General features: G+C 55.0%; 17 protein-coding genes. 11 read left to right on the top strand and 6 right to left on the bottom strand.

Annotated elements, in window-relative coordinates:
* The 3 genes from ACWKXT_RS23905 to ACWKXT_RS23895 all read left to right on the top strand — a co-directional run.
* On the top strand, positions 1 to 978 hold a 978-nt coding region (locus tag ACWKXT_RS23905), incomplete at its 5' end, for an RHS repeat-associated core domain-containing protein (RefSeq protein WP_454542700.1).
* Between the two features lie 8 nt (positions 979 to 986).
* Positions 987 to 1,550, top strand: a complete 564-nt coding sequence (locus tag ACWKXT_RS23900) for a hypothetical protein (protein ID WP_061097954.1) — start codon at positions 987 to 989, stop codon at positions 1,548 to 1,550.
* A 102-nt stretch (positions 1,551 to 1,652) separates the two neighbouring features.
* Positions 1,653 to 2,090: a tetratricopeptide repeat protein gene (locus ACWKXT_RS23895; RefSeq protein ID WP_454533521.1), complete on the top strand. Its 438-nt coding sequence runs from the start codon at positions 1,653 to 1,655 to the stop codon at positions 2,088 to 2,090.
* 57 nt (positions 2,091 to 2,147) lie between these two features.
* On the opposite strand, the gene ychF is transcribed toward ACWKXT_RS23895, so the two are convergent.
* Together ychF and pth are read right to left on the bottom strand one after the other, a co-directional pair.
* Complete coding sequence (gene ychF, locus ACWKXT_RS23890) at positions 2,148 to 3,242, bottom strand: redox-regulated ATPase YchF (protein ID WP_010432886.1); 1,095 nt, start codon at positions 3,240 to 3,242, stop codon at positions 2,148 to 2,150.
* 126 nt (positions 3,243 to 3,368) lie between these two features.
* Entirely contained in the window at positions 3,369 to 3,953 is a 585-nt protein-coding gene (pth, locus tag ACWKXT_RS23885; RefSeq protein ID WP_320717576.1) for an aminoacyl-tRNA hydrolase, read from the bottom strand.
* A gap of 274 nt (positions 3,954 to 4,227) precedes the next feature.
* On the opposite strand from pth, the gene ychH reads away from it, so the two are divergent.
* Positions 4,228 to 4,503, top strand: a complete 276-nt coding sequence (ychH, locus tag ACWKXT_RS23880; RefSeq protein ID WP_032656663.1) for a stress-induced protein YchH — start codon at positions 4,228 to 4,230, stop codon at positions 4,501 to 4,503.
* Between the two features lie 121 nt (positions 4,504 to 4,624).
* On the top strand, positions 4,625 to 5,683 hold the full coding sequence (locus ACWKXT_RS23875) for a MerR family transcriptional regulator (protein WP_454533511.1): 1,059 nt from the start codon (positions 4,625 to 4,627) through the stop codon (positions 5,681 to 5,683).
* On the opposite strand, the gene dauA is transcribed toward ACWKXT_RS23875, so the two are convergent.
* The 4 genes from dauA to lolB all read right to left on the bottom strand — a co-directional run bounded on the left by dauA (position 5,669) and on the right by lolB (position 10,023).
* The gene (dauA, locus tag ACWKXT_RS23870) at positions 5,669 to 7,348 is read right to left on the bottom strand and encodes a C4-dicarboxylic acid transporter DauA (RefSeq protein ID WP_454533510.1); all 1,680 of its coding nucleotides are present in this window, start codon (positions 7,346 to 7,348) and stop codon (positions 5,669 to 5,671) included. The genes ACWKXT_RS23875 and dauA overlap by 15 nt on opposite strands.
* Before the next feature lie 124 nt (positions 7,349 to 7,472).
* The gene (gene prs, locus ACWKXT_RS23865; RefSeq protein WP_003856663.1) at positions 7,473 to 8,420 is read right to left on the bottom strand and encodes a ribose-phosphate diphosphokinase; all 948 of its coding nucleotides are present in this window, start codon (positions 8,418 to 8,420) and stop codon (positions 7,473 to 7,475) included.
* Positions 8,421 to 8,545: 125 nt separating this feature from the next.
* Complete coding sequence (gene ispE, locus ACWKXT_RS23860; protein WP_454533509.1) at positions 8,546 to 9,415, bottom strand: 4-(cytidine 5'-diphospho)-2-C-methyl-D-erythritol kinase; 870 nt, start codon at positions 9,413 to 9,415, stop codon at positions 8,546 to 8,548.
* Positions 9,412 to 10,023: a lipoprotein insertase outer membrane protein LolB gene (gene lolB / locus ACWKXT_RS23855; protein WP_080329374.1), complete on the bottom strand. Its 612-nt coding sequence runs from the start codon at positions 10,021 to 10,023 to the stop codon at positions 9,412 to 9,414. The genes ispE and lolB overlap by 4 nt, the downstream gene beginning before the upstream one ends.
* 201 nt (positions 10,024 to 10,224) lie before the next feature.
* Here lolB and hemA point away from each other — a divergent pair, with 201 nt between their 5' ends.
* The 6 genes from hemA to kdsA are packed head-to-tail and all read left to right on the top strand — an operon-like array spanning position 10,225 to position 15,528.
* Positions 10,225 to 11,481, top strand: coding sequence for a glutamyl-tRNA reductase (gene hemA, locus ACWKXT_RS23850; protein WP_048208560.1), 1,257 nt, complete (start codon positions 10,225 to 10,227; stop codon positions 11,479 to 11,481).
* 41 nt (positions 11,482 to 11,522) lie between these two features.
* Positions 11,523 to 12,605: a peptide chain release factor 1 gene (prfA, locus tag ACWKXT_RS23845; RefSeq protein WP_021240360.1), complete on the top strand. Its 1,083-nt coding sequence runs from the start codon at positions 11,523 to 11,525 to the stop codon at positions 12,603 to 12,605.
* Complete coding sequence (gene prmC, locus ACWKXT_RS23840; protein WP_454533508.1) at positions 12,605 to 13,435, top strand: peptide chain release factor N(5)-glutamine methyltransferase; 831 nt, start codon at positions 12,605 to 12,607, stop codon at positions 13,433 to 13,435. The genes prfA and prmC overlap by 1 nt, the downstream gene beginning before the upstream one ends.
* On the top strand, positions 13,432 to 13,824 hold the full coding sequence (gene sirB2, locus ACWKXT_RS23835) for an invasion regulator SirB2 (RefSeq protein WP_454533507.1): 393 nt from the start codon (positions 13,432 to 13,434) through the stop codon (positions 13,822 to 13,824). Before prmC ends, sirB2 begins: the two co-directional genes overlap by 4 nt.
* Positions 13,825 to 13,827: 3 nt before the next feature.
* Complete coding sequence (gene sirB1, locus ACWKXT_RS23830; RefSeq protein ID WP_333016714.1) at positions 13,828 to 14,637, top strand: invasion regulator SirB1; 810 nt, start codon at positions 13,828 to 13,830, stop codon at positions 14,635 to 14,637.
* A gap of 36 nt (positions 14,638 to 14,673) precedes the next feature.
* Positions 14,674 to 15,528, top strand: a complete 855-nt coding sequence (kdsA, locus tag ACWKXT_RS23825) for a 3-deoxy-8-phosphooctulonate synthase (RefSeq protein ID WP_028013459.1) — start codon at positions 14,674 to 14,676, stop codon at positions 15,526 to 15,528.
* The last annotated feature ends 3 nt before the right edge of the window (positions 15,529 to 15,531 follow it).

Here is a 15,531-nt window from a genome sequence, read left to right as displayed (position 1 = left end):
AGCTTCCGCTATGACCCGCTCGGGCGACGCATCAGCAAAACGCGACGCCAGATGCTGGGTGGACAGCCAACCGGCAAGCCGGTTACCACCCGGTTTGTCTGGGAAGGGTTCCGCCTGCTGCAGGAGCTGCACGGGGATGTGCCGCTCACCTACGTCTACAGCGATCAGGACAGCTACGACCCGCTGGCGCGTATTGATGGCGTGGAAGCGCCGGAGATTTTCTGGTTCCACTGCCAGCCGAACGGCACGCCGGAGCGAATGACGGATATCGAAGGGCAGGTGCGCTGGGAAGGGGTGAACAGTGCCTGGGGCAAGCTGCTGCGGGAAAGCGAGACGCAGGTATCAGGATATTCTCAGAACCTGCGGATGCAGGGGCAATACCTGGACCGTGAGACAGGGCTGCACTACAATCTGTTCCGGTATTATGACCCGGATTGCGGAAGGTTTACGCAGCAGGACCCGGTAGGGCTGGCGGGGGGGATAAACCTTTACCAGTATGCGCCGAATGCACTGGGGTGGGTGGATCCGTGGGGGTTGACTCCTGAAGATCTGATTCGCTACCGCCCACACGATTCCCTTTCTGCTCAAAACGGAGCTCGAAGCTCTGCTATCTCTAGGGCATGGGTGCAAGAAAAAGCCTTATTGCAGGATGGTGGGGCTGGCACCAGGAATTGGACAGCGCATGAGAGAGATTTAATATTGAAGACTCCGAACAAGAGTCTTACCTCCGTGATGTCACGGGCAGGCTATACTGGGCATCATATCAACTCGGTAGAAGGCAATGGTACACTTGGTTCTAAATGGCAAGGTGATCCGAGAAATATTGTTTTTTTGAAAAATCATAACCATCCCGACAAGTTCAATGAGCATGTCCATGGTGATCAAGGACATAGAGGGAATACTAAAAACTCGACGCGCGGGCGCTTAATTGATACAGAAAGAACACTAAAATCTAGACAACGATGTAAGCAATTATAGGGGGAAAGATGAACATAAAAAATGCAGTCCAAGACTTTGTTATCAAATTCAAAATGAATGATTTAAATATGGGAGAGATAGACTATGCAGACGATGAAAATGAAACTTCTTTTCCAGTGAATTTAAATGGCGAAATTCGTTTTTTTTATAGCCATTTGATTTTAAATGACCACCCAACATTTGATGGTACTTTCTTTATACAGATTGTTGAGTCCCAAGAGCTTAATGAAATGTTATCAGGCTGGCGAGTTCAAAATGACACGACTTGGCGCGATGAATATATAATCTTTGCTGAACGAAATGGAGATGTTCTTTTTTGTGATACTCAAAGTATCACATCTCCTGTTTATGGTAGTGTTCAAAAAAGAAATTTCATTATTTCCAATTCGTTAGCCGACTTTTTGGATGCTTTTTGTTCTGCCATTGAGATAGAACAAAGTAAATATGATGGTGATGCTACAGATGATGATTTTAATTTCAGAGAGGACTTTCTGGAAGATATCGATTTAATGCTAAAAAGCAAGCTTAAGGATGTTGAGGCAGAAGGTTTTAAATATTTCTTTTTTGGTTAGTTAACAATCAAAACTCACTCTTTTAGAGACCTCCTAGCTTCTGAAGGCATTTATCGCGGATATCCCTTTTATATAGGCAAGGAGGTCTCTTTTCGGATGATAATGAATAAACATATGAAAAGCGTATGCTATGAATTCGATGAAAAAAGAGTTACATCCCTTGTTGAAAAAGGAATAGAGTTTCACGACAATCAAAAATACGCCGAGGCTTTAGAGCAATACCAAAAAGCCTGGCAAACGCTTCCTGAGCCAAAGCTCGAATGGGAGCTCGCCAACTGGATCTCTGACTGCATATACAGCGCATATTTTGATCTCGCGGATTACGCTGAGGCGAAGAAATGGGGAGAGACGACATTACGGACACGTGGATCGGATATAGACACTGCACCCTTAATCGATCTCGGCATGGTCTGTTATGAGTTGAATCAATTCGAGGAAGCGTATAAATATTTTAACGATGCTTATAACTACGGCAAAGAGCGTGCGTTTCAGGATAGACCTAAAAAATATCTGGAGTTCTATCTGCGCAAGAGGGGATAAGTTCGTTAACTTAAAAAAATCCACGCCAAAGCGTGGATTTTTTTCATTCAAAACCAATCAAACATTAAACAAGAAGTTCATCACATCGCCATCTTTAACGATGTAATCTTTCCCTTCCGCACGCATCTTGCCTGCTTCTTTCGCGCCTTGCTCACCCTTGTAGGTGATAAAGTCTTCAAACGCGATAGTCTGCGCACGAATAAAGCCTTTCTCGAAGTCGGTGTGGATTTTACCGGCCGCCTGAGGCGCAGTCGCACCTACAGGGATCGTCCACGCACGCACTTCCTTCACGCCAGCGGTGAAGTAGGTCTGCAGGTTCAGCAGCTCGTAACCCGCACGGATCACGCGGTTCAGGCCCGGCTCTTCCAGACCCAGCTCGGCCATGAACTCTTCACGGTCGGCGTCGTCCAGCTCAGCGATGTCGGATTCAACGGCAGCGCAAACCGCCACAACCACAGAACCTTCAGCCGCTGCGATTTCACGCACTTTGTCCAGGTACGGGTTGTTCTCGAAACCGTCTTCGTTAACGTTGGCGATGTACATGGTTGGCTTCAGGGTCAGGAAGCTCAGGTATTTGATCGCCGCTTTGTCTTCTTCAGTCAGGTTTTTCAGCGCGCGCAGCATGCCCGCGTTTTCCAGCTGTGGCAGACATTTTTCCAGCGCAGCCAGTTCCGCTTTCGCATCCTTATCGCCGCCTTTCGCTTTCTTCTGCACGCGGTGAATCGCACGTTCGCAGGTGTCGAGGTCAGAGAGCGCCAGCTCGGTGTTGATAACGTCGATATCGTCAGCCGGATCCACTTTGTTGTTTACGTGGATGATGTTGTCGTTCTCGAAGCAGCGCACAACGTGGCCGATCGCTTCGGTTTCACGAATGTTGGTCAGGAACTGGTTACCCAGGCCTTCACCTTTGGATGCGCCTTTTACCAGGCCCGCGATGTCCACGAATTCCATGGTGGTTGGCAGGATGCGCTGCGGCTTCACGATTTCCGCGAGCTGGTCCAGACGCGGGTCCGGCATTGGCACAACGCCGGTGTTAGGTTCGATGGTACAGAACGGGAAGTTCGCCGCTTCGATACCCGCTTTGGTAAGCGCGTTAAACAGGGTGGATTTGCCCACGTTTGGCAGACCGACGATACCGCATTTGAATCCCATTTCTAAATCACCTTAATATCTTGATAATCAATCTGTTAACGTTAACCGACTGATGAAAAGTAAATAACTACGCCTATTATACACGTAACCCGCATGACGCGCGGTAAAAAAGCCGGATCGGGCGGATTATTGCGCTTTGTAAGCGTGCAAGCGGTTTGTCGCTTTGGTTAACCCATCTTTCAGCCAGATTTCGGTGCAGCGCGCCGCTTCGTCTACCGCCTCGTCAATCAGTTTCTGCTCAGAAACCGGGGGCTTACCGAGTACAAAACCGACAACTTTGTTTTTATCGCCCGGATGGCCGATTCCCACGCGCAAACGGTGGAAATTCGGGTTATTACCCAGCTTGCTGATGATGTCTTTAAGACCGTTGTGGCCGCCGTGCCCGCCGCCCAGTTTGAATTTTGCCACGCCGGGCGGGAGATCCAGCTCATCGTGGGCCACCAGAATTTCATCCGGATTGATGCGATAAAACGTTGCCATTGCCGCCACGGCTTTACCGCTCAGGTTCATAAAGGTGGTGGGCACCAGTAAGCGAACATCCGCGCCAGCAAGGTTGATACGTGAGGTATACCCGAAGAATTTAGGTTCTTCACGCAGGGGAGCACGTAACCGCTCGGCCAGCAGATCGACATACCATGCCCCGGCGTTGTGGCGGGTGGCCGCATATTCTGCGCCCGGGTTGGCGAGGCCGACAATCAGTTTAATCGTCACGATTCAATTCCTAATGGGTTCCAGATCTGGCGCGTAGTTTACTGTCTGGCGCGCCGCTTGACAAAATTCTGCGATCTTCTCAGCGAAATACGAATAATTTCTGATTTGAACAATTAGAATTTCAAGCTGTTCAAAGTGTTATTTGTAAACTTTTGTTTGGGAGTTATCTGTAATTGTGATCATTCACGCAACTCATAAAAGGGGCGTTGTCTATACTTTACACACAAGGATTAGGGGCTTTTCCCCTGACAACCCAAAGTTCCGGAGGTGACACATGAAACGCAAAAACGCTTCGTTACTCGGTAACGTGCTGATGGGATTGGGGCTGTTCGTGATGGTAGCCGGCGTGGGTTATTCAATTTTAAACCAGCTACCGCAGCTTGACCTCCCGCAATACTTTGCGCATGGCGCGATATTGAGCATCTTCGTTGGTGCGGTATTGTGGCTGGCAGGGGCTCGCGTGAGCGGCCATGAGGAAGTGTGTGACAAATACTGGTGGGTGCGCCACTACGATAAACGCTGTCGTCGCGACCAGCATAAGCACAGCTAGTGCTACGATAAAGAACACCGAAACGGCTCCCGAGGGAGTCGTTTTTTTTTGCATCAAGGGTTGACCCTCACGTAACGTAAGGCTCCAGAGTGGCGCCACTGGCAAAGAAAAAGGAGCAGTTATGTTGATTCAGGTGGGTGAGCTGGCGAAACGCGCCGGGATCACCGTGCGGACTTTGCACCACTATGAGCAAACAGGGTTGTTGCTGCCTTCTGCCAGAAGCGCGGCAGGTTACCGGCTTTACAACCTGGCGGATGTCCAGCGTCTGCACATGATCCAGGCGCTGGCAAAAGCGGGGCTGGAACTTGCTGAAATCAGGGATTTCCTGGAACAGGAGTCGCTGTCGTTAACCGAGTTACTCGATGCGCAAATCACGCTGCTGGATAAACAACTGCGCAGCATACATACGCTGCGCGACCGGCTGGTGGAGCTGCGGACCGGGCTTATCGACGATGCGACGCCGGATCTGGAATCCTGGCTACAGACTCTGGAGTTAATGAATATGTACGATCGCTGGTTTAGCAAAGAAGAGTTACAACAGCTGCCGTTTGCGGTGCAGAAGGATGCGCTGGCGGCTATCTGGTCAGGGCTGGTTGCAGAGGCCAACACGCTGCTGGAGCAACATATCCCCGTTACGGATACGCGGGCGAGGGACCTGGCGACGCGCTGGATGGAACGCCTGGAGCAGGACACTGCGGGCAAGCCGGAGTTTCTCACCCGACTGAACGAAATGCACAGCGTTGAACCGCAGATGCAAGTGCAGACCGGTATCACGCCTGAGATGACGGATTACATCACGCGCGCGTTTGCTGAGTCTAAGCTCAGCATATGGGAGAAGTATCTCACAGTCGAAGAAATGGCCTTTACCCGGGCACACTACTTTGACCGCATGATGGAGTGGCCGCCGCTGGTGGCGAAACTGCATCAGGCGCAGCGGGATAATATCGATCCTGCCTCGGAGGAGGCGCAAAAGCTGTCTGAAAACTGGCTGGCATTGTTCCAGTCTTACGCGGGCACCAACCCGGAAACTCAGCAAAAGTTTCGCGCTGCAATGCAGCAGGAGGCGTACCTGATGAAAGGAACATGGATGACGCCTGCCGTGCTTGCATGGCTCCAGCAGGCGATCGGGGTGATGATGCAGAGACGTTTCTCTGCATCAGGTCACTCACAGATCCGCTAATGCGGCATCGCGGTTAGGATAGAATGCAAGTCGGCCAGGGATCGGCTGTACACCCGCACGCGCCATGGTGCGCAGGGGCTGGAATTCCAGGTTGCTCACCCGCAGCTCGCAGCCTTCCGGCAGACGCGCAACAAAGCGCTGGAAGGCATCCAGACCGCCGGCATCCAGCACCGGGACGGCATCCCACTTCAGCACCACAATCCGTTTGCCCGCGATGCGGGACTCCAGATCGCTGAACAGACCTTCCGCCGCGGCGAAGAACAGCGGGCCAATCACGCGCAGCACCAGCACATCGTCAGGCACCTCCACGTTAACCGGGGAAAGACGCGTCATCTGCGCGATACGGCGCATAAACAGCAGGGAAGCGAGCACGATCCCGACGCTGATGGCGATAACCATATCGAACAGCACGGTCAGCGACATGCAGATCAGCATCACGATGATGTCGTCTTTCGGTGCACGACGCAGCAGGTTTACCACCTTGTGCGCCTCACTCATATTCCAGGCCACCATCAGCAGCAGGGCGGCCATGGCGGAAAGCGGTAGCCAGGAGAGCAGCGGGGCAAGGATCAGCAGTGCCAGAATCACCAGCAGGGAGTGGATGACCGCCGAGACCGGTGACGTTGCCCCCGCGCGCACGTTCGCCGCAGAACGGGCGATAGCCGCCGTTGCCGTGATACCGCCGAAGAAGGGCGCGATAATATTACCTAAGCCCTGACCAACCAGTTCGCTGTTGGCTTTGTGCTTGGTGCCGGTCATCCCGTCGAGCACGACGGCGCAGAGCAGGGATTCTATCGCCCCCAGCATCGCCATGGAGAAGGCCGCAGGAAGCAGGGCGCGTAGGGAATCCCAGCTTAAGGTAAAGCTGGATCCCGGCATATCCCACGGTAGAACCAGCTGCGGTAACAGCTGCGGAATGCCGCTACCCTTTGAGCCGTCCGTCAGAATATAGTGGAACTGCGAGCCGATAGTGGCGACATGGCCGCCGAACATATTGACGACAGCCATCACCGCACAGCCCAGCAGCAGCGCGGGCAGATGGCCCGGCAGTCGAATGCCCAGACGGGGCCAGACGATCAGCGTCCCGAGCGTCACAATCCCGATGGCGGCATCGCCCAGGTTGGCCGTCGGCAGCGCCATAAATAGCGCACCCACTTTCTGTAAATAGTGCTCCGGAACATGGGGCATTTGCAGGCCGAGGAAATCCTTGATCTGCATGGTTCCGATGGTGATCCCAATCCCCGAGGTGAACCCCAGCGTGACGGAAAGGGGAATATATTCAATCAGGCGTCCAAAACGGGCCAGACCGAACAGAATTAAAAAGAGGCCGGACATCAGGGTGGCAACCAGCAGGCCTGCCAGACCAAACTGTTGCGAAACGGGGTAAAGGATCACCACAAACGCGGCGGTCGGACCGGAGACGCTGAAGCGTGAGCCGCCCGTCAGGGCAATGACAATTCCGGCAACGGCCGAGGTATACAGGCCGTACTGCGGCGCAACGCCGCTGCCAATAGCCAGCGCCATCGCCAGCGGGATGGCGATAATGCCGACGGTGATCCCGGCAATCAGGTCACGTACAAAGCGTGACGACGTGTATTTCTCTTTCCAGCAGGCGTCGATGAGGGCGCGAAAGGGCAGAACATGTGAGGAGGCTACGTTTTTCACAATTATCTATCATCCGTATGCGCATCATCTGTCATGTGAATGGCAGGTGAAGGAGGCATTAATCATACAAATAAAACCCAGAGACAAAAAAACCCGCCGCAGCGGGTTTTTCGGCCGTGTTCGATTAGTGTTCGAACATTGCTGAGATGGATTCTTCGTTGCTGATACGACGAATCGCTTCGGCCAGCATCCCGGACAGGGTCAGGGTACGCACGTTTGGCAGTGCCTTGATCTCGTCGCTCAGTGGGATGGTATCGCATACCACAACTTCGTCAATGACGGAGTTGCGCAGGTTGTTTACCGCGTTACCGGAGAAGATCGGGTGGGTCGCGTAAGCAAATACGCGCTTGGCACCACGTTCTTTCAGCGCTTCAGCTGCTTTACACAGCGTGCCGCCGGTATCGATCATGTCGTCAACCAGCACGCAGTCACGGCCTGCTACGTCACCGATGATGTGCATCACCTGAGAAACGTTAGCGCGCGGACGACGTTTGTCGATGATCGCCATGTCGGTATCGTTCAGCAGCTTAGCGATAGCACGCGCACGCACCACGCCGCCGATATCCGGAGAAACCACGATTGGGTTGTCCAGGTTCAGCTGCAGCATGTCTTCCAGCAGGATTGGGCTGCCGAATACGTTATCTACCGGGACGTCGAAGAAGCCCTGGATCTGCTCTGCGTGCAGGTCAACGGTCAGTACGCGGTCAACGCCGACGCTGGACAGGAAGTCAGCGACAACTTTAGCGGTAATTGGCACACGCGCGGAACGGACGCGACGGTCCTGGCGGGCATAACCAAAGTAAGGGATAACAGCAGTGATACGGCCTGCGGAAGCGCGACGCAGGGCGTCGACCATAACAACCAGTTCCATCAGGTTGTCGTTCGTTGGAGCACAGGTGGACTGGATGATGAAAATATCACCACCGCGTACATTTTCGTTAATTTGTACGCTGACTTCGCCGTCGCTAAAGCGACCTACAGCGGCGTCGCCGAGGGAAGTGTACAGGCGGTTGGCAATACGTTGTGCTAGTTCCGGGGTGGCGTTACCAGCAAAAAGCTTCATATCAGGCACGAGAAGAACCTCAGGCATGCGTCCAGTGGTGGATAGCGTTCGCCGAAAACTGTGCGGGCCAGGCGAAGGCTATCCAGGCGGTGTATTAAAGAGCGCGATGCAACGTCTGGAACAGGGTGACGTTGTCACCGAAACTCAGTCTGCGCCAGAATGGCGTGCTGCAGGGGGGACGTGTTCATCCCGCGCGCTACAAAACCATGCAGCCAGTCCGGCGCTTGCTCAAGCACCTGACGAGCGGCGGATTCGGTGTCAAATTCAGCAAAGACACAGGCCCCTGTACCAGTCAGGCGCGACGGCGCGTATTCTAACAGCCAGGAAAGCACCGCATCAACCTCGCGAAAACGTTTTCTTGCGATATCCTCGCAATCGTTGCTGAATTCACAATTTAATAACGTTTCTATTGACCGTACCGGGGTATTTCTTTTCAGGTCAGGATCTTTAAAGATGACCGGGGTCGGAATGCTCACGCCCGGGTGGGCAACCAGATACCATTTTTCCGGCGGCTCAACCGGGGAAAGAATTTCGCCCACTCCCTCGGCAAAAGCCGCGTGACCGCGAACAAACACGGGGACATCCGCCCCCAGCGTTAGGCCTAAAGCAGCCAGTTCATCCGTCGACAGCCCGCACCCCCAGAGGTGGTTCAGGGCAACCAGCACCGTGGCGGCGTTAGATGAGCCACCGCCCAGCCCGCCACCCATCGGCAGGCGCTTCTCGATGCTGATATCCGCACCGCTTCCTGCGGGCAGACGACCCGACTCTGCTGCGGCGTTCATCAGCAGGCGCGCGGCGCGCACGATCAGGTTGTCCTCATGCGCCACGCCGTCGACCGGCGTCAGCAGGCAAATCTGCCCGTCCTGGCGCAGTTCAATGGATATCGTGTCGCCATAGTCAATAAACTGAAACAGCGTCTGCAGGGTGTGATACCCGTCAGCACGCTGGCCGGTAATGTATAAAAACAGGTTCAGTTTTGCAGGAGAGGGCCAGTGGGTCATCATTTAACGATCCAGTTGTCCATTTTCAGCTTGATGCGCTGGCTGCCCTGGGTCAGCTCCATGTTTGATGGCAGCGACGGTTTACTTTTGCTGTCATACGCGCTGTACACCACTTTCCAGGTTTTGCCGTTCTGGGTGTAGTTGACCTGGCTCAGACGATATTGATCGTCAAGGGTATAGTCGGTGGCCTCGCCCGGCAGGCCGAGGATCCACTGGCGCAGGCTATTCAGCGGAATTGGCATCCCGGTCAGCTTGCCAATCATCTCTTCGGCATCTGTCGCCGTGTAGTGCTGACCTTTGTTATCAGTGATCTGCGCTTCGCCTGGCTTAGCGTTCAGCTCCAGCTCGGTGCTGCCCAGCGGGTTCAGCAGCAGCAGGCGATAGTTATCCTGGCCCGTTTGCTGCCAGAAGAAGCGCGCATAAACCTTTTGTTCGTCAGAGAGATACGCGAAGGCGCCGCGTGTCTGGTACTGCTTCAAATTGCGGACGTCCTGCTGGTGCTGACGCCACTGCGGTGAGTCGGGGCTCTTGCCTGGACCTTTAGGCTGAGTAACAGTACATGCGGTCAGAACCAGGGCCGCCAGAGGCAGCAGGCGAATCAGTCGGGTCATAATGATGACAAATCCTTGAGATACGTTGCAGTTATAACTGTTAATGCTAGCGTCCCGCGGTGCAACCGTCTACGTTCAAATTATCTCAAAGCGTTGTGTAACCTATTACTCCGAAAGGGTGCAGTCTCTTTTATTGATCTCGCGCATCCTGTATGATGCGTCCTGCTAACCTTATTAACGCTGGTACTACTCCCGCTCAACATGACCCTATTAGCACTCGGCATTAACCACAAAACGGCCCCGGTTTCGCTGCGAGAACGCGTAACGTTTTCGCCGGATACGCTCGACCTGGCGCTGGACAGCCTGCTTGCACAGCCGATGGTGCAGGGCGGGGTGGTGCTTTCGACGTGCAACCGTACCGAGCTGTATTTAAGCGTGGAGGAGCAGGATAACCTGCACGAAGCGCTGATCCGCTGGCTATGTGATTACCACAACCTCAACGAAGAAGAGCTGCGCAACAGCCTGTACTGGCATCAGGACAACGATGCGGTCAGCCATCTGATGCGCGTGGCCAGCGGTCTGGATTCGCTGGTGCTGGGCGAACCGCAAATTTTGGGTCAGGTTAAAAAAGCGTTCGCGGATTCGCAAAAAGGGCATCTCAAGGCCAGCGAGCTGGAACGCATGTTCCAGAAGTCCTTCTCCGTGGCAAAGCGTGTGCGAACCGAAACCGACATTGGTGCCAGTGCGGTTTCTGTTGCTTTCGCGGCCTGTACCCTCGCACGTCAAATCTTTGAATCCCTGTCGACCGTCACCGTGATGCTGGTAGGCGCGGGCGAAACCATCGAGCTTGTGGCGCGCCATCTGCGCGAGCATAAAGTGAAAAAGATGATTATCGCGAACCGCACCCGCGAACGCGCACAGGTACTGGCGGACGAAGTGGGTGCCGAGGTGGTTGCGCTGAGCGACATTGATGAACGCCTGAAAGAGGCGGACATTATCATCAGCTCTACCGCCAGCCCGCTGCCGATTATCGGTAAAGGGATGGTGGAGCGTGCGCTGAAATCCCGCCGTAATCAGCCAATGTTGCTGGTGGATATCGCCGTTCCGCGCGATGTTGAACCAGAAGTGGGCAAGCTGGCTAACGCCTACCTTTACAGCGTGGATGACCTGCAAAGCATCATTTCGCACAACCTTGCCCAGCGTAAAGCGGCGGCGGTGCAGGCGGAAACCATTGTTGAGCAGGAAACCAGCGAGTTTATGGCCTGGCTGCGCGCGCAAAGCGTCAGTGAGACCATCCGCGAGTACCGCGGACAGGCGGAGCAGGTGCGTGATGACCTGACTGCCAAAGCGTTAGCGGCCCTTGAACAGGGCGGCGACGCGCAGGCTATTATGCAGGATCTGGCATGGAAACTGACCAATCGCCTGATCCATGCGCCAACCAAATCTCTTCAACAGGCTGCCCGTGACGGGGATGATGAACGCCTGACTATTCTGCGCAACAGCCTCGGGCTGGAATAGCGCCCTATACCCATTTTCTAAGACAAGGTGCACTTACGCCTATGAAGCCTTCTATCGTCGCTAAACTGGAAGCTCTGCACGAGCGCCATGAAGAAGTACAGGCGCTGCTCGGCGATGCCGGGACCATTGCGGACCAGGAACGTTTTCGCGCACTGTCGCGTGAATATGCGCAGTTGAGTGATGTGTCAAAATGCTTTACCGACTGGCGACAGGTTCAGGAAGATATTGAAACCGCGCAAATGATGCTCGACGATCCTGAGATGCGCGAGATGGCGCAGGAAGAGCTGCAGGATGCAAAAGCGCGTTCAGAAGAGATGGAGCAGCAGCTCCAGGTGCTTTTGCTGCCGAAAGATCCGGACGACGAACGTAACGCGTTTGTAGAAGTGCGCGCCGGTACCGGTGGCGACGAAGCGGCGCTGTTTGCCGGGGATCTGTTCCGCATGTACAGCCGCTACGCCGAATCGCGTCGCTGGCGCGTGGAGATCATGAGCGCCAACGAAGGCGAGCATGGCGGCTATAAAGAGGTTATCGCTAAGATCAGCGGCGACGGTGTGTATGGCCGTCTCAAGTTTGAATCCGGCGGTCACCGCGTGCAGCGCGTCCCCGCGACAGAATCTCAGGGACGCATTCACACCTCGGCCTGTACGGTTGCGGTGATGCCGGAGCTGCCGGAAGCAGAACTGCCGGACATCAACCCGGCGGACCTGCGCATCGACACCTTCCGTTCCTCCGGGGCGGGCGGTCAGCACGTTAACACCACCGACTCCGCCATCCGTATTACCCACCTGCCAACCGGCATTGTGGTGGAGTGTCAGGACGAGCGTTCACAGCACAAAAACAAAGCCAAAGCGCTTTCCGTGCTGGGTGCGCGCATCCACGCGGCGGAAATGGCGAAGCGTCAGCAGGCGGAAGCCTCTACGCGTCGTAACCTGCTGGGCAGCGGCGATCGCAGCGACCGTAACCGTACCTATAACTTCCCGCAGGGCCGCGTGACCGACCACCGCATTAACCTGACGCTGTACCGCCTGGACGAGGTGATGGAAGGGAAGCTGGATATGCTGATTGAGCCTATCGTGCAGGAATACCAGGCCGACCAGCTGGCGGCGCTGTCCGAGCAGGAATAATGGATTTTCAGCGCTGGTTACGTGAGGCGGCCGGTGAGCTTTCCGAAAGCGAAAGCCCGAAGCGCGATGCCGAAATTTTGCTTGAACATGTGACGGGTAAAGCCCGCACGTACCTGCTGGCATTCGGCGAAACTGAGCTGACCGCTGAGCAGGAAGCACGGCTCGCCACGCTGCTTGCCCGCCGTAAAACGGGCGAGCCGGTGGCGCACCTTGTCGGGGAGCGCGAATTCTGGTCGCTACCGCTGTACGTCTCGCAGGCGACGCTGATCCCGCGTCCGGACACCGAGTGTCTGGTAGAGCAGGCGCTGGCGCGTTTACCAACAGCCCCCTGCAGCATTCTCGATCTCGGCACCGGGACCGGCGCCATTGCGCTGGCTCTGGCCAGCGAGCGGCCAGACTGCGAAGTGACGGCAGTGGATGTGATGCCCGACGCGGTGGCGCTGGCGCAGCGTAACGTTGAGCGTCTTGGTCTGCGCAACGTTACGGTGCTGCAAAGCAGCTGGTTTACCGCGCTGGAGAACCGTTCATTTGCGATGATCGTCAGTAACCCCCCCTACATCGACGAACGTGACCCGCACCTCACGCAGGGCGATGTTCGCTTCGAGCCCTTAACGGCGCTGGTCGCCGCCAGGGAAGGGTTAGCCGATCTCGATCACATTGTGACAACGTCACGACAACATTTGCTTTCCGGCGGCTGGCTGCTGGTGGAACATGGCTGGACGCAGGGCGACGCCGTTCGGGCGCTGTTTACGCAAGCGGGATATACCGCCGTGGAAACCTGCCGCGACTACGGCGGAAACGAGCGCCTGACGCTGGGGCAGTGGTTATGAGCCTGTTTAGCGTGCTGATAACGGCTCATCTGATTTCCGTTGCGCTGACCATAGGGTTTTTCATCGTCCGCTACTGGTGGCGCTACAGTAACAATCCGTTGATTGAAGCACGTTGGGTGCGCATTGCACCGCACTGCATTGATACGGTGCTGTTTCTGACAGGGGCCGGGCTGATGTGGAAGACGGGCTATCTGCCATTTACTGATAAAGGCGCATGGCTGACTGAAAAGCTGTTTGGCGTTATCATCTATATCGTTTTGGGTTTTATCGCGCTTGGGCGTCATCGTCCGCGCAGCCAGCAGACCGGGTTTATCGCCTTTCTGCTGGGTCTGGTGGTGCTGTACATCATCATTAAACTCGCCACCACAAGAATACCGTTACTGGGGTAAGTCATGAAGTCCTTAGCCGATTTCGAATTTAATAAAGTGCCGCTTTGCGATGGCATGATCCTGATTTCGGAGATGATACGCGACGATTTTACGTCGCAGTACGTCTACGATGAGCTGGAGAATCTGGTCAGCCTGGCGCGTGAAGAGATTAATCAGGCGCGCCCGCAGGACTGGCAATTAGAGAAGCTGCTGGCGCTTTTCTACGGTGAATGGGGTTTCTGCGACACGCGTGGCGTGTACCGCCTGTCTGACGCGTTATGGCTGGACCAGGTCTTAAAAAATCGTCAGGGCAGCGCCGTGGCGCTGGGTTCTATTTTGCTGTGGGTTGCGCACCGTCTGGATATTCCACTGGTGCCGGTCATTTTCCCGACGCAGATGATCCTGCGTGCGGAGTGGCTGGACGGTGAGATGTGGCTCATTAATCCGTTTAACGGCGACACGCTGGATGAGCATACGCTGGACGTCTGGCTGAAAGGCAACATCAGCCCGGTGGCTGAGCTCTTTAACGAAGATCTCGACGAGGCGGATAACGCTGAGGTGATCCGCAAGCTGCTGGATACGCTGAAATCAGCGCTGATGGAAGAGCGCCAGATGGAGCTGGCTCTGCGAGCCAGTGAAGTGCTGCTGCAGTTCAATCCGGAAGATCCGTACGAAATTCGCGACCGCGGGCTTATTTATGCCCAGCTCGACTGCGAACACGTCGCGCTGAACGATCTGAGCTATTTCGTTGAGCAGTGCCCGGAAGATCCGATTAGCGAAATGATTCGCGCACAGATCAACGCGATCTCGCACAAACAAATTACACTGCATTAATCTTAATTCCGATTCACACCTGAATAAGGCGATCCTATGAAACAAAAAGTGGTTAGCATTGGTGATATCAAGGTAGCAAACGACCTGCCGTTCGTGCTGTTTGGCGGTATGAACGTGCTGGAATCCCGCGACCTCGCCATGCGTATCTGCGAGCACTACGTGACCGTTACCCAGAAGCTGGGCATCCCGTACGTGTTTAAGGCCTCTTTTGACAAAGCCAACCGCTCCTCCATCAACTCTTACCGTGGCCCGGGCCTGGAAGAGGGAATGAAAATTTTCCAGGAGCTGAAGCAGACGTTTGGCGTGAAAGTGATCACCGACGTGCATGAGTCCTGGCAGGCGCAGCCTGTGGCAGACGTGGTAGACGTGATCCAGCTTCCGGCGTTCCTGGCTCGCCAGACCGACCTGGTAGCCGCGATGGCGAAAACCGGTGCCGTGATCAACGTTAAAAAACCGCAGTTCGTGAGCCCTGGCCAGATGGGAAACATCGTTGATAAGTTTATCGAAGGCGGTAACGACAAGATTATTCTGTGCGATCGTGGCGCTAACTTCGGTTACGACAATCTGGTTGTGGACATGCTGGGCTTCAGCGTGATGAAGAACGTCTCTAACCAGTCTCCGGTGATTTTCGACGTGACCCACGCGCTGCAGTGCCGCGACCCGTTTGGCGCCGCGTCTGGTGGCCGTCGTGCTCAGGTGACCGAGCTGGCGCGCGCCGGGATGGCGACCGGCCTGGCTGGTCTGTTCATTGAAGCGCACCCGGATCCGGCTAACGCGAAGTGCGATGGTCCTTCCGCGCTGCCGCTGGATAAGCTGGAGCCGTTCCTGAAGCAGATCAAAGCGATTGACGATCTGGTGAAGAGCTTCGACGAGCTGGATACCAGCAACTAATAA

The sequence above is a fragment of the Enterobacter sp. UPMP701 genome (assembly GCF_053709515.1).
This window is presented reverse-complemented; position numbering and strand designations above follow the sequence as displayed.